The sequence below is a fragment of the Rhizobium sp. BT-226 genome, from assembly GCF_025847085.2.
Lineage (GTDB): Bacteria > Pseudomonadota > Alphaproteobacteria > Rhizobiales > Rhizobiaceae > Rhizobium > Rhizobium sophorae.
On record NZ_JAOYTI010000003.1, the window covers coordinates 861,376 to 875,033 of the forward strand.

11 protein-coding genes are annotated in these 13,658 nt (G+C 61.3%); 1 reads left to right on the forward strand and 10 read right to left on the reverse strand.

Annotated elements, in window-relative coordinates; genetic code table 11:
- Positions 1-4: 4 nt before the first annotated feature.
- A complete protein-coding gene (locus OIU37_RS23610) occupies positions 5-1,279 on the forward strand; it encodes an FAD-binding oxidoreductase (protein ID WP_180696107.1) in 1,275 nt (424 codons plus the stop codon).
- A gap of 77 nt (positions 1,280-1,356) precedes the next feature.
- On the opposite strand, the gene OIU37_RS23615 is transcribed toward OIU37_RS23610, so the two are convergent.
- The 10 genes from OIU37_RS23615 to OIU37_RS23660 form a co-directional block, all read right to left on the reverse strand.
- A complete protein-coding gene (locus OIU37_RS23615; RefSeq protein ID WP_064655387.1) occupies positions 1,357-1,662 on the reverse strand; it encodes a DUF982 domain-containing protein in 306 nt (101 codons plus the stop codon).
- Positions 1,663-1,773: 111 nt separating this feature from the next.
- Entirely contained in the window at positions 1,774-1,995 is a 222-nt protein-coding gene (locus OIU37_RS23620) for a hypothetical protein (protein ID WP_180696182.1), read from the reverse strand.
- A gap of 9 nt (positions 1,996-2,004) precedes the next feature.
- On the reverse strand, positions 2,005-2,952 hold the full coding sequence (locus tag OIU37_RS23625) for a ThiF family adenylyltransferase (RefSeq protein WP_319004756.1): 948 nt from the start codon (positions 2,950-2,952) through the stop codon (positions 2,005-2,007).
- Complete coding sequence (locus OIU37_RS23630) at positions 2,949-4,394, reverse strand: HEXXH motif-containing putative peptide modification protein (protein WP_180696103.1); 1,446 nt, start codon at positions 4,392-4,394, stop codon at positions 2,949-2,951. Before OIU37_RS23630 ends, OIU37_RS23625 begins: the two co-directional genes overlap by 4 nt.
- Positions 4,395-4,637: 243 nt before the next feature.
- On the reverse strand, positions 4,638-6,332 hold the full coding sequence (locus tag OIU37_RS23635) for a S8 family serine peptidase (RefSeq protein ID WP_264258802.1): 1,695 nt from the start codon (positions 6,330-6,332) through the stop codon (positions 4,638-4,640).
- Positions 6,333-6,365: 33 nt separating this feature from the next.
- Complete coding sequence (locus OIU37_RS23640; protein ID WP_171603733.1) at positions 6,366-7,397, reverse strand: phosphatase PAP2 family protein; 1,032 nt, start codon at positions 7,395-7,397, stop codon at positions 6,366-6,368.
- A 41-nt stretch (positions 7,398-7,438) separates the two neighbouring features.
- Entirely contained in the window at positions 7,439-9,394 is a 1,956-nt protein-coding gene (locus OIU37_RS23645; RefSeq protein WP_264258803.1) for an SARP family transcriptional regulator, read from the reverse strand.
- 226 nt (positions 9,395-9,620) lie between these two features.
- Positions 9,621-11,078, reverse strand: coding sequence for an NAD-dependent succinate-semialdehyde dehydrogenase (locus OIU37_RS23650; RefSeq protein WP_264258804.1), 1,458 nt, complete (start codon positions 11,076-11,078; stop codon positions 9,621-9,623).
- Positions 11,079-11,093: 15 nt separating this feature from the next.
- Positions 11,094-12,137 (reverse strand): tartrate dehydrogenase, encoded by a 1,044-nt coding sequence (locus OIU37_RS23655; RefSeq protein WP_264258805.1) that lies wholly within the window; start codon positions 12,135-12,137, stop codon positions 11,094-11,096.
- Between the two features lie 9 nt (positions 12,138-12,146).
- Positions 12,147-13,610 carry an aldehyde dehydrogenase gene (locus OIU37_RS23660; RefSeq protein ID WP_264258806.1) on the reverse strand — a complete coding sequence of 488 codons (1,464 nt, stop codon included), beginning with the start codon at positions 13,608-13,610 and terminating at the stop codon, positions 12,147-12,149.
- Between the last annotated feature and the right edge of the window lie 48 nt (positions 13,611-13,658).

A 13,658-nucleotide genomic window follows, 5' to 3' on the forward strand; every position in this document is an offset into this window, starting at 1 on the left:
CAGGATGCAGTTCGAATCCTACTGGCACGACACGGCCCAGCCCTTTGCCGGCGGCGCCCAAGGCCCCGTCGAAGGACATTACGACGTCGCCGTCATCGGCGCCGGCTTTACCGGGCTTGCCGCGGCGCGCCAGCTTGCAAAAACGGGCGTCAAGGTCGTCGTGCTGGAGGCCGAAAGGGTCGGCTGGGGAGCGTCGGGGCGCAATGGCGGCCACCTCAACAACGGGCTCGCCCACAGTTTCCTGTCCGCCAAATCGGCACTCGGCGTGGAGCGGGCCGTCGCCCTCTACAAGGCATTTGACGATTCCATCGACACGATCGAGGCGATTATCGCGGAAGAGGGGATCGACTGCAATTTCCGCCGTGCTGGCAAGCTGAAGCTTGCCTCCAAGCCGCAGCATTTCGATGCCATTGCCCGCAATTTTGAGGCTGTCCACCGAGAAGTCGATCCGGACACCGCACTTCTGACGGCGAATGAGCTGAAAAGAGAGGTCGGCTCGCCTTTCCATGGCGCTATGTTGTCCAAGAAGAGTGCAATGATGCATATGGGCCGCTATGTCGCGGGGCTCGCCACTGCAGCCGCCCGTCATGGCGCCGTCATCTTCGAAAAGGCCTCCGTGACCGCCCACCGGCAGGGCAACGGCCGCCACAGCCTTGAGACGGCACGCGGCACCGTCACCGCAGACCATGTGCTGGTCGCGACAGGTGCCTATACGCCGTCGCTCTTTAACTATTTCCGCCGCCGGATCGTTTCCGTCGGCAGCTTCCTGATTGCCACGCGTCCGCTGACCGACGCCGAAATCGCCGCTACGATGCCGGGCAACCGCACCTGTGTGACGTCGATGAACATCGGCAACTATTTCCGGCTGTCGCCCGACAGGCGGTTGATCTTCGGCGGTCGCGCCCGCTTTTCCGCCACATCGGATCAGCGATCGGACGCAAGGAGCGGCGACATTCTGCGCGCCAGCCTGGCTGAGATCTTCCCGCAGCTTGCCGGCGTCGAGATCGACTATTGCTGGGGCGGGCTCGTCGACATGACGAAGGACCGCTATCCGCGCGCCGGCTATGTCGATGGTGTCTGGTATGCCATGGGTTATTCCGGCCACGGCGCCCAGCTCTCCACCCATCTCGGCATGATCATGGCCGACGCCATCCTCGGCAAGGCCGACCGTAACCCGATCAAGGGGCTCGACTGGCCGGCCGTCCCCGGCCATTTTGGAAAACCGTGGTTCCTGCCGCTCGTCGGGCTCTATTACAAGACCCTCGATCGCTTCCAGTAACGGACCGGATCAGCCCGATTGCAGCCGAAGCGGCCCGATGGGGCCAGGATTGAGATGAGCACCTGCGCGGCGCTCAACTATCTGGCCTCGCTGACTGGATAGATCCTGAGAATCCCAAGGCGGTTATCAGTCGTGATCACTGCAATACCCGCTTCATATGCCGCGCGGACGATTGCCTCATGCAGTTGCTCGGGTTCGCTCTCTCCGGTAAGGACCTCCAAACAGATTCTCACCGCTGTGAGGAATTCCTCACCATCGTCGGTGGGCCATTCCTTCAGCAACAGTTGGGCAGCCTCGTGAGCGGTACGGATCACCTTGCGATCTTTCCCTTCGGCAAAAACAAGAATTATCGTTGGGAACTTTCTCACCATATCGAATCTCATTGCCCCTGAACTCCGCGGGACGGCCGGTGCCGATGCCGGGCCATGGTTCGGACCGAGATTGGCCATCCATGCTCGTCAACCACCTTCCGTGCAGTTTCGACAATCACCTGCCTATCCTCCGGTTGATGGGAAGGAGGAGTTCGCTAGATTGGCTTTTAGCTCGCGGGCTGCCGCCTCAAGGAGTCGCTTGAATTCTTCGGAGGTCACGCCATCCGCGCGCATCACCATGGCGATCAGCGGATCATGAAGAGCTTCGGTTATCGTCAGCTCATCGTTCTTTCCGGCAGTTGCGCCAACGGGGCAACAATATTCCGAGGAAAATAGCGCGATCATGGACATACCTTACATTCGGGGTGTTTTAAGAGAGCGCAGCTCGGCTTGATCGCCTTTGAGGTCCAATATCCATTGGCGTCCCCGGGCGACCGAGTGTCTCGAAAGGCAGTTTTGGGCGATCTGCGACACGGCAAGGCCGGCGACCAATGGATTGTGGACGGTGGCCGGCGGGGCGCGAAAGCTGTCGTCGCTTGCGAGTTGGGTGGCACAATGGCAGACGGAACATGTGTCCTCATGCACCAAGACCAAAGGACCTGCCATGCAATAGTTTGCAGAGCGGCCCACATGCAGATGCGGCGGCAGGCCGGCTTTCAATGCTCGGCAGGCCGACAGGAGATCTTGGGCTGGAAGAGAATCGTCGCCGGCGAAAATGAAGAACGGGCTATTGGTGTAGTCTGCGATTAACCGCAGCGCCGAGGCGCCATTCGCAAATTCGGGCAGTGCGAAGACATTGGCCGAGAAACCCGCGGCCAGATGGGTCGCCAGCCTATCCGTCTTCAACCAGCCGAGATAAGCCTTGCCCGCCCATGGGAGACGGTTCAAATCATTCTCGTCGATACGATCCGCATCCACAAGAAGGAAACGGCGCGCGCCGAGGGCCGCAAGCTGGATGGCGATCTGTGAACCCAAGTCGCCGCATCCGATGATGACGAAGTCGATATCGCCAAACCGTGCGAGATCGCGTTGCTGATGGCAAAGAGGCGTCAGGATGGCGTCGCGGTGATCGATTGCGGTGGAGTCATATTCGTCCTCCGCCGGCATATCGGAAGCCTTCAACGAGACGACGAATGCAGACCTGGAAACATGGGGGCTCTGTTCTTCGACAGAATCGGAACTATTGCCGGTGAACAGAGCCCCCCGGCCGCCCCGCCCGAGGCTGTGGGTGACGAGGTACGGGAAGTCGACGGACGCGGTGGCGGTCGCTGACAATCGTTTGGACCGATCATTGACCATCACATCGCCTCCATCTCGCTGGGCGCATATCCGCGGATCGTCTCGGCGTAGCGACCGTAGTCCTTGCCCATCGCATGGTCGGCGGCCTTCGGGATCACGTGGAATTTGCCGTCGTACCAGAGGCTGACATTGGCGCCGCTATCATCGATCTCTCGCCGGCCCATCCGAGGATCGACCGGCTCTTTGCCGCGTAGCAGCATCTGTCCGATATCCCAGGCTTGGCGATCGAGAATTCGCTGGCGCTCGGCAAGGTGCGCCTGGCGGTGCGCGATGGGCTCTTCGGCAAGCAACTGGCCCACGAGGAACAGGATCCGGCTACTCCAGGAAGGAATGGCGGCGATGTCTGGGAGGTCGAGGAGGACATCGCCGCCGAGACGCTCGATTCCTTTCCGAGCGATATCGATGAGCGGGATTTGCCGCGCGGCATAGGTAATTATGAATGCCGTCTTCAAGGCGCGGCGCTCAGGATCCGACTCGTTGGATAGACATGCCATGCCGAAGGCGCACTCCCAGGGAATGGCGTACACCACGTGCAGGATGCTCTCGAGCGTCTGTAGATCCCCCTTGTATGGGGAAACATATTGGAACTCGCCGGGCAGGGATGCCGCCGCCGAGGTCGTATAAAACCCGAGCAGGACATGCCCCGCTTGGTGAAGCAGTTGGGCCGCGGTCGCGGCATGATCGCCGTCGCGCAATCTTTCTCTGGAAAGCACGATGATCGCGCTGCCCGGCAATTCGTTCGAACTCGAGAACGAACACGTGGGTTCGCGTCGCACGCCAACGTGAAGCGTATGCAGGCCGGCGATCAGGCGCTGATAGCCGTACACGTCCAATTCCGCGACTAGTGCGAAGGCGCTCTCCAGATGATCGGCGATGCGATCCAATTCCGCGTCGTCAGGGATGGGGTAGTCGAAACCGTGATAGTTCGGCATGCATTGGCGGAAGAGGGCTTGCATGACACGGCTCCGCGCCAGGCTTTCGATGCGGACGAGGCCGATGCCGCAAGAGAGCCGGCGCGCCGGCTGACGTTCGAGTTCAAGATCCGATGCGATCAGATGCGGGTTCAGATAGCCGCTGACGATGTGCGCATCGGGGACCCCCGCCTGCCATTCCAGGCTCCGCGCGAGCCCACCCATCCAGGCCGCAAGCACGGACGAACGATAAGGGTCGGCACTGACCGGCTCGGCAACCGCTGGGGGAAGCTCCAGCAGACGAGTGTATCCGCCATCTGCAAGGCCGGGGAAATAGCCTGACAGCGCCTCGACCCCGGCCGAACAATCGGCAAGCTTCGAAGCCGCTGCGAGCGTGGACCCATATTGGAAGCGTCGCTTTAAAAGGTTGCGAGTTGCGACGCGCTGCAGGGAGGCGGTGCTAGCCATCAGGGGATTGCCCCTGAGCAGGTGGCACGCCTCATCTGCCAATTGTTGAATGCGAGACGCGGACATCGACAGCCTCCGTGGGTTTGTCTTCCGGTGGATCAAGGTTGCATGTCGGGCGAAGATGCCCCGGTTCGGGCCGGCTTCGTCGGCATCGGAACGGTATGCGCCGTCCGTTGAGAGGCACTATTGCCCAAGGGCGTCATTCGCCCGCCAGTACCGCGTTAAAAATCCGTAAAAAGGGGGCGTAAACAAAGAAAAAGCCCCCTCGATAGAGGAGGCTTGGAATCTTTCGAAAAGCATCCCCGGGATTCAGATGGCCAGAGCTGCCTGTACCGCCGCCCGCGCATTCGGCAGGCCCGATCCAAAGAAATAGGCCATCTCGACGGCGTCCTCGCTTTCGGCGTTCATGCAATCCGCCGTCAATTTCCTGGTGCCGGGCGCGACAATGGCGTCCAGACGGGATGCGGTCTTCAGAATTGATTTCACTTGATGCCCCGAGAGGCGGTCGCCGGGATTGTGGCGACTTTTGTAGGCCCGCTGTATCAGGGCACATAGCCCGCCCACCTGCGCCGCCGCGCCTGATGTGCCCCCGAAGGTGGTGTAGTATCCGCCCCCGATGCCGGGATTGGTTCCGAACGGCACGATGGCCGACCACGGATCGGAGCCATGATCATAGCCGAAAATCCCCGATAGGTCGGTCGTCAGCAGCGAGAAGTGCGAATAGCAGTATTCCCGCGTTCGAAAAACGCTGTAGTCGTGCTGCGCGGCAAATGGAGAAAGCCGGTCGAGGCGCAACTGATGCCTGTTGAAGACTTCCCCGTCGTCAGAGGGAGAGACAACCGTCAATCCTTCGCCGTAATTGCTGTAGCCCGAACGGAAACCTTCGACGGTAACGGCTCCAACTGCAATAATGCCGTTGTTGTCGGCGGCTAGACTTGCTGGATAGATCAGCTGGCTCTCGCCACTGTTTCCTGCGGCGCAGACAATCGGGATGTGTCGGCTGATGGCGAGGATGAGTTGTTTGAGGACATGCCATGGGCGATCCGGATTGGAGCCTTTCTGCGCAGCCTTCGGCTCCAGTTCAGGCCCACCCTGATCAGCAAGGGCAATGCGCGTGAACAGATTGGCGGCATCCTGGTTTTTCCACAATTCCAGGTCGGCCTTCAGCTCGTTCTTCGGATCAACGATGCTGCGTTTCGGGTCAGGCAGACCGCGCGGCAAGACGATTACGTCTGCTTTCTGAAGATAGGCATAAAGGAAGGCCGCAATGAACTGCCTGACATCGTCTTCGAAGGATGTTCTGATCGAGATAAGCCTTGAGAAAGGGTCAACGCCGAAATAGGGGATAACATTGCGATTGCCGCTCGTCCGCAGCTCGTCGCCATTCCCATAGAAGGCTCCTTCCGGCGGAAGGCTTGGCGTGCCTTCTTCCGCAACAACGGCGGGTTCGCCGACGATCAGCCCTGCGCAGCAGGTACCATGCGACGCAAACAGCGATTCCGGATTATAGAGCCGCCGGAGGACACCCTCCGACGCGGCGTATTCGGCAACCAGATCACCAAGATAGTCCCGATCGTCGTTCGAAAGGCCCATATTGCCGAGCGGAGCAATGTCGAGCCCGGCAAAGAAGGCATGTCTTTCCTCGCGGTCAAAGGACGTGGTCGTATCGAGAATTTCGAGCACGCGGGCGCCGTAACGATGGGTCGTCAAATCGATTGACGCCTCCCGGTCAAGCCGGGTTGCCAGATTGGGATGATCCGGAGATACGCCGACATCGATCAGCGCGACCCGTGCCGGCCGCAACGGGCCGGCGGAAACGATAGCATCCCAGACCGTGCCGGTGATGTGGGGATCGGGGAGCGCGCGTGCGGCGCTCGCATCGGGCGCTGGAGGCATCGGCGGAGCCGATCCGTATTCCGCGTCGACGACGCCAAGAGCAGTCAGGTGCCAGAGATAGTAGTAGTTGATCGGCGCGGGCTCAGGCATTTTTGTTTGATCCGTCATGGTTGTAACCCTATTGAGCAGCGGTTGGAGAATTCAGACCCATTCGTCGTGTACGGCCTGGAACAAAGGACCGAACGCGTCGTGGAGGTAGGGAGCGAAGCGTCGGGCGAGGTCTCGCCCTGCCTGCGTGTCGCTCGGATAGTGCAGGCCGGCCCATTCGCGATTTTCGGCGACGTTCTGGGCGATGCGGGCAAGCTCGTCGGTGGCCGGATGTTCCGGCAGGATCGTCGAGAACGCAAAGGCGATCGAAAAGCACTGGAACGAATGGTTGCTGGGATAGGACTCGTGAACCGGCACGGCCAGCAACGGCCGCAGCATGGGCTCGAACTGGTTTGGCCGCAGCCGGTTGAACTGGCTCTTGTAGATCAGTCCGACATATTCGCAGGCCGTCAGGATCGCCTGGAAAAGCCCTTCTGTCTGCTCGAAACCGCCGAGATCCTCGATATGCAATGCGCGGGTGAACTCCCCGACGGAGATCGTCGACTCGATTTGGATGTCGGGCAGGCGCCGCACGCGTTCGCGGTCGCGGCGCTGCATGGAGAGCAGCACCGTCGTTTCGAGGCGGGTATAATCCGGGCCGGGCGGCGGAAGTATATCCAGCATTTCCCAGGTGAAGCGCCGCGCCGCTGTATAGGCGTTGCGTGACGGCTGCTGGTGCAGCCTGCGCAGCTCGAAGGAGGGGATAAGCTGCGACACGCCGAGGCTGGCGCCGTCCATCGTCGACTTGTTCTTGTTCTTGTTCTTATTCTTATTTTTGTTCTTGTTTTTGTTCAGCGATGCCTTGTTGAGCACCGACTTGTTCGCCACGCTCGTGAGGACCGAGGCTACGGCCATCGTCGCCATCATGGGCCCTGCCAGATGCGATGCATCTTCACCCGTGCCGGGGAAAAGCGAAGGTTCGGAGGCTGCATCAAGTGCTGCCGGCGACGCACCGGCGAGAGGATCAGCACCGGCATCGTCCCTCGGTTCGCATGGAAGGACCGTATCCGGCTCAATCCTGAATTTATAACTGTTTAGAAATAAGACAATTTTTGATTGCGATTCGTGGGCAGTGTCCGCTTCCATTGCAGCCTCCTTGCGCGATGATGTGAAAAATTGTCCGGGGTTCAGCGCAGCTTGGCGCCGGCCTTGAGCAGGCCGTCGATCAAGATCTGGCCGCCGCCTGTGTCGAGCAGCGGATAGCCGCTGCCGCGGAAGTCGTTGATGGAGAAGCCGCCCTCGACTGCCTCAAGACGCTGCAGGTAATGCCGCGCGCCGCCCAGATCGTTGGAATGGGCGTGACTGGAGGCAAGATAGCGCAGCAGGCTGTTGAAGTTCGGCCGTGCCCGCAGGGCTTCTTCGCCTGCAGCTATGGCTGCGGCATGATCGCCTGCAAGCGCTGCCGCAATGCATTTGGTCGTATCGAAGTAATATTTATGCGGGCTGTAGACGCCGAGCTCTTGTACCCAACGCGCCATCGCCACTGCCTTGTCGGGCTGGCCTGCATAGCAGTGCAGCATCGCGTAGAGGTCCCAACCGAGCGGCAGGGCCGGATTCAGGCGGATCGATTTTTCGAACAGGTTGGCCGCATAGTCGTATTCACCGAACAGGAACGAATGGACGTGGCCGACGAGCGCGAGCGACACGGAATTCTGCGGATCGAGTTCCAGCGCCTTGCGTGCATAGGCCTGGGCTTCCTCGATCAAATGCGCGTCCAGCGCGTTGAAACGTTGGCCGACCTGGAAAGTCCGAATGAATGACAGCCAGGCAAAAGTCGATGATCGCGGCTGATGCTGGATCTGTTCTTCCAGGCGCCGTTCCGCGTTATCGAGGTCGTCGCGCGACAGCCGAAAGATCGCATTGACGGCGTCGATCAGGAGACCGTCTTGCGACAATCGGCTGTCGGTTGCCTGGATCTCCTGGAAATAGGCCAGTTGATCGACGGCCTGGCTGATCAGCGCAGCGGCGATGCCGAACTCGCCCCGCTCGAACTGCGTGCGGTTGATTGCCTGACTGCCCAGCCAATGAATGCGGTTGTTGATCAGGTGCTTCATCACCAGCTCGATCAGCACCATGTCACCATCAAACGTCAGGCGAAGCTGTAGGCATATGGGAAGGCTGATCTGCTGTTCGTTCTCTTCAATATGCGGCAAGGTGAAGGAGAGGTCAGTGACTCCAAAGCCCAGCCCATCGATGATGGCTTTTGAAATGAGGTTCTGGAACCGTGTCGCAGCAATTTGTCCGCCCTCTCCGGCACCCACCACGATGGGGGACAGAAGAGCCATCATCCATTGCCAGCCACCGCCGCCCCGCCGCCCATCTGGGCCGCTGCTGGCGCTGTCCACGGCTTTGCCTGTTCTCGACGTATCCGGGGCGCCTGTTAAAGGCAGCAGGGCGGAATGTTTGGCGATATCGCGGCTCGGTTGCTGTCGCGGCTCGAAGACGTCGTGGACTTGTCCTTCATCGAGGCGGCGATACCAGTTTTGCCGTTCCAGCGCCAACCAGTCCTCGAATTCGGGATCGCGGATGTCGATGCCTTCGAGCAATTCGTCGGTGACTTGATCCGGAGATCGCTCCGTCCGAAGCACCAGGTCGGTATCGAGCACGAGTCGGTCCGTATCCAGCCACACGGTATTCTTATCCGCAATCAGGAGATCACGTGCCGGCCCCAGACTCTTATGAATGTCCAAAAGCGCTTGGCGTAGACTGGCTGCCGCCTGGTCGTCGGAGCGATCGCTCCATAACTTGTCCCTAAGCCAGATTCTCGAGCGCGAGCCCCGGGCGGACAATGCAAGCATTGCCAGAAGAGCCTGTGCCTTTTTGGATTTCGGAGTAATTGACCGCCCCCCGGCGTCCACAAGGGCAAAAGGCCCGAGCAGGAACATCCGAAACGGATAGTGCTCCTTGTTCATGCGATCCACCGGCCCCGCCCCCGCTGCCTCCGATACGCTCGTTTGGCGGCCGGAAGACCTAGCATCCAGGGGCCAGTCTGCCACAACTTCGGCTCCTGGCAAGCAACCGGGAAGGGAAACCGGGATTGCGAAATGTAAATCTATGCTGTGACGATGATCGAACTGAAGCATAACCGGTTGAAATCCCTCTGCGTAACTTCGCAAACCGGCCGTAGCATCCTGCCGTCAAAGCAGCGTCAAAGAAATGTTGTTTGGGCACCGTAATTTTGCAGGCATCCGCCAAAGGCTGCGAAGTACTCAAGCCGACGTGTCGGAGTTGCTCCAGCAGGAGCATCGACCGTCGCTCCGATCATCCAGCGCCGGGATGATGTCCCGGCGCTCTTTTGTTTTCCTGTAGTTAGGCGAGCCCGCCGATGTGGAAGCTCTTTATTTCGAGATATTCCTCGATGCCGCATTGCGCGCCCTCGCGGCCAAGACCGGATTGTTTGATGCCGCCGAAGGGAGCGACCTCCGTCGAGATCGCCCCTGTGTTCAGGCCGAGCATCCCGAATTCGAGCGCTTCGGCGACACGCCAGGAGCGTTTCAGGCTCTCGGTGTAGAAATAGGCGGCAAGGCCGAAGGGCGTGGCGTTGGCGATGCGGATCGCCTCGTCCTCGTTGTCGAAACGGAAAAGCGGAGCGACGGGTCCGAAGGTCTCTTCGCTGGCAAGCTGCATCTCGGTCGTCGCACCGCCGAGCACCATCGGCACTGCATATTGGTCGCCTTCAGGCACGGAATCCGCAGTGGCGAGGATCCTTGCTCCCTTTTCCACCGCATCGTCGACGTGACGCTTGATCTTCTCGATCGCCGCCCTGTTGATCATCGGTCCGATATCCGTGCCTGCATCCATGCCGGCTCCGACCTTCATGGCCGATACGCGTGCGGAAAGTTTGGCGGCAAAGGCCTCGTAGACGCCGGACTGGACGAGTAGGCGATTGGCGCAGACGCAGGTCTGCCCGCCATTACGGAATTTCGAGGCGATCGCGCCTTCCACGGCAAGATCAAGATCGGCGTCGTCGAAGACGATGAACGGCGCGTTGCCGCCGAGTTCGAGGCTGAGCCGCTTGACGCTGTCGGCCGCGCCGCGCATCAGCAGCGAGCCGACGCGGGTCGAGCCGGTGAAGGAGATCTTGCGGACGGTCTGGTTCGCCATCAGTTCGTCACCGATCCGGGTGGGCAAGCCGGTGACGATATTGATCACGCCTTTCGGGATGCCGGCACGCTCCGCCAGGACGCCGAGCGCCAGCGCCGAATAGGGGGTCAGGTCGGATGGCTTGACGACGATCGTGCAGCCTGCAGCGAGCGCCGGCCCGACCTTGCGGGTGATCATCGCGTTCGGAAAATTCCACGGCGTGATGATCGCCGACACGCCGACCGGCTCCTTCAGAACGACGATCCGCCGGTCCACCGTCGGCGAGGGAATGGTCGTCCCGCCGATACGGCGCGCCTCCTCCGAGAACCATTTGATGAACGAGGCGCCGTAACGGATTTCACCGCGCGCTTCCGTCAGCGGCTTGCCCTGCTCACGGGTGAGGATCAGCGCCAGATCCTCGATATTGTCGAGCATCAGATCATGCCAGGCTTCCAGCAATGCGCCGCGCTCGGCATTGGTCTTTGCGCGCCATGGAGCAAAGGCCTTTTCCGCCGCCGCGATTGCCGCCCTCGTATCGGCTTCGTCCATGTCGGGCACCGTACCCAGCACATGCTGCGCTGCGGGGTCGATCACCTCGATCGTGCGCCCGGTTTCAGCCCCGCGCCATTCTCCGCCGATTAGCCCTTGCTGACGCAGCAGGCTGGCATCCCTTAATCCGTTCATTCTGTTCTCCATTGATCAGCCAAGTGCCGAAAGCACCGATGCCGTGATGGCGTCGGTCCTGTCCTTGCCGGGAATTGCGCCGATGCCGCGTGCCGTCGTCGCCTCGATGGCGGCCATCACCTTTCCGGCCGCTGCGGTTTCTCCCAAATGCTCCAGCATCATCGCGCCCGACCAGATGGCGGCGATCGGATTGGCGATGCCGAGATGAGCGATATCGGGCGCGGAGCCATGAACCGGTTCGAACATCGATGGCGCCGAGCGATCGGGATTGATATTGGCGGAGGCGGCAAAGCCGAGCCCGCCCTGGATGGCGGCGCCGAGGTCGGTCAAGATGTCGCCGAACAGGTTGGAGGCGACCACGACGTCGAGACTATCCGGCGCCATGACCATGCGGGCGGCCATGGCGTCGATATGGTAGCTGGTTACCGCGACATCGGGATATTCCGCGGAAAGCCTCTGGGTGATCTCGTCCCAGAAGACCATCGAATATTTCTGGGCATTGGACTTCGTCACCGAGGCAAGCTTGCCGCTGCGCGCACGCGCTTGCTCAAAGCCGAAGCGCAGAATGCGCTCAACCCCCTTGCGGGTGAAAATCGAGGTCTCGACCGCCACCTCATTGTCGGTGCCCTGGTGGACGCGGCCACCGGCGCCGGAATATTCGCCCTCGGTATTTTCACGAATACAGAGGATGTCGAAGCCATCGGACCGCAACGGCCCCTGCACACCCGGCAGCAGCCGGTGCGGGCGGATATTGGCATATTGCACGAAGGCCTTGCGGATCGGCAGCAGAAACCCGTGCAGCGACACGGAATCCAGCACCTTGCTGGGCCAGCCGACGGCGCCGAGCAGGATGGCATCGAAGGGCCTCAGCGTTTCGATGCCGTCGACGGGCATCATGCTGCCGTTCACCAGATAGTAGTCGCAGGACCAGGGATAGCTGGTTGCATCAAGAGAAAATCCGTTCAGGCTCGCTGCCTTTTCGAGCACGGCCCAGGCTGCTGCCGTCACGTCGCGGCCGATCCCGTCTCCGGGCAGAAGGGCGATCTTGTAGGTTTTCATCGCAGGTCCTCACAGGCTGATGAGCACACTCTTGCTCTTGCGGTTGGCGAGATAGGCGTCGCGCCCGAGATCCTTGCCGATGCCGGACTGCTTGTAGCCGCCGGTCGGCAGGATATGGTCGCGCGAGCGGCCGTAGCGGTTGACCCAGACGGTGCCGGCCTGCAGGCGACGGGTCACGCGGATGGCACGCGAGAGATCGCGGGTGAAGAGGCCTGCGGCGAGCCCATAGGCCGGATGGTCGGCGAGGCTCAGCGCCTCCTCCTCGTCCTCGAAGGTCTGAATGGTCAGCACCGGTCCGAAGATTTCTTCCAGAACCGCCGGCGACGTTGCCGTCACGCCTGATATCAGGGTCGGTGCGTAGAAATAACCTTCGCGGTCGAGCCGGCGGCCACCGGTGAGGCACTCGGCGCCGTCGTCGATCGCGGCGCGGATGATGCCGTCCATGCGAGCGATCTGGCGTTCGGAGATGACGGGCGAATAATCGGTCGTTTCCTCCCAGGTGGGGCCGGGGCGGATGGCCGCCAGCCTCTCGACGAGGGCGGCTGCGAGCACGTCCGCCACCTTCGCCTCGACGATCAACCGGGATCCGCAAACGCAGGCCTGACCGGCGTTGGAGAGAATGCTGCCGGCGATTGCGCCGGCTGCAAGCTCGAGATCGGCATCGGCGAAGACCAGTTGCGGGCTTTTGCCGCCGAGTTCCAGCGTCATCGGCTTGACGCCGGTGCGGGCGATGTTGGTCATGATTGCCGCGCCGGCCGCCGTCGAGCCGGTGAAGCTGACCTTGGAGATGCCAGGATGGCCGGTGATCGCATTTCCGGTGGTCGGGCCGTCGCCGAGCACGATGTTGACGAGACCCGCCGGCAGGCCGGCCCGCACCGAAAGTTCGGCGAGATAGAGCGTCGAAAACGGCGTCATTTCCGACGGCTTCAGCACCACCGCATTGCCTGCAGCCAGCGCCGGGCCGAGCTTCCAGCCGGCCATGGACAAGGGGAAATTCCAGGGCGTGATGGCGCCGACGACGCCATAGGGTTCCGTCATGATCATGCCGAAGTTCGCATCGTCGGTCGGGACGAGGTCGCCGCCTTCCTTGTCGGCGAATTCGGCAAAGAAGCGGATTTGCTCAGCGGTGACGGCGATATCGCCGGCGACGAGATGACCGACGGGTCGTGTCGAGGAGAGCGCCTCGAGCCTGGCGAGGGTCTCAGCCTCGGCTTCGATCAGGTCCGCCCAGCGCTGCAGCGCCACGGTGCGCTCGCGCGGCCGCATGCCGCCCCAATTGCTCGTCTTCAATGCGGTCCTGGCGGTTTCGACGGCGTGGTCGACAAGCGCCTCGTCGGCCAGCGGGCAGCCGGCATAAGCCTTGCCGTCGGATGGGCGATGCATGTCGATGACAGCTTCGGCCGGAACCAGCCGGCCGCCGATGAAATGTCCGACGGGCAGGGAAATCGTGTTCGGATCGAAGCTGAGTGTCATCGCATGTCCTCGGGATGGGCTGAGACAAGCCTAACTGGGGAAGGCGAG

Bases quoted from the DNA above. Each gene is read 5' to 3' on its own strand.
- OIU37_RS23620 (WP_180696182.1), bottom strand. From the start codon at position 1,995: ATGATCGCGCTATTTTCCTCGGAATATTGTTGCCCCGTTGGCGCAACT.
- OIU37_RS23640 (WP_171603733.1), bottom strand. From the start codon at position 7,397: ATGGAAGCGGACACTGCCCACGAATCGCAATCAAAAATTGTCTTATTT.
- OIU37_RS23610 (WP_180696107.1), top strand. From the start codon at position 5: ATGCAGTTCGAATCCTACTGGCACGACACGGCCCAGCCCTTTGCCGGC.
- OIU37_RS23615 (WP_064655387.1), bottom strand. From the start codon at position 1,662: ATGAGATTCGATATGGTGAGAAAGTTCCCAACGATAATTCTTGTTTTT.
- OIU37_RS23660 (WP_264258806.1), bottom strand. From the start codon at position 13,610: ATGACACTCAGCTTCGATCCGAACACGATTTCCCTGCCCGTCGGACAT.
- OIU37_RS23630 (WP_180696103.1), bottom strand. From the start codon at position 4,394: ATGTCCGCGTCTCGCATTCAACAATTGGCAGATGAGGCGTGCCACCTG.
- OIU37_RS23650 (WP_264258804.1), bottom strand. From the start codon at position 11,078: ATGAACGGATTAAGGGATGCCAGCCTGCTGCGTCAGCAAGGGCTAATC.
- OIU37_RS23635 (WP_264258802.1), bottom strand. From the start codon at position 6,332: ATGACGGATCAAACAAAAATGCCTGAGCCCGCGCCGATCAACTACTAC.
- OIU37_RS23655 (WP_264258805.1), bottom strand. From the start codon at position 12,137: ATGAAAACCTACAAGATCGCCCTTCTGCCCGGAGACGGGATCGGCCGC.
- OIU37_RS23645 (WP_264258803.1), bottom strand. From the start codon at position 9,394: ATGCTTCAGTTCGATCATCGTCACAGCATAGATTTACATTTCGCAATC.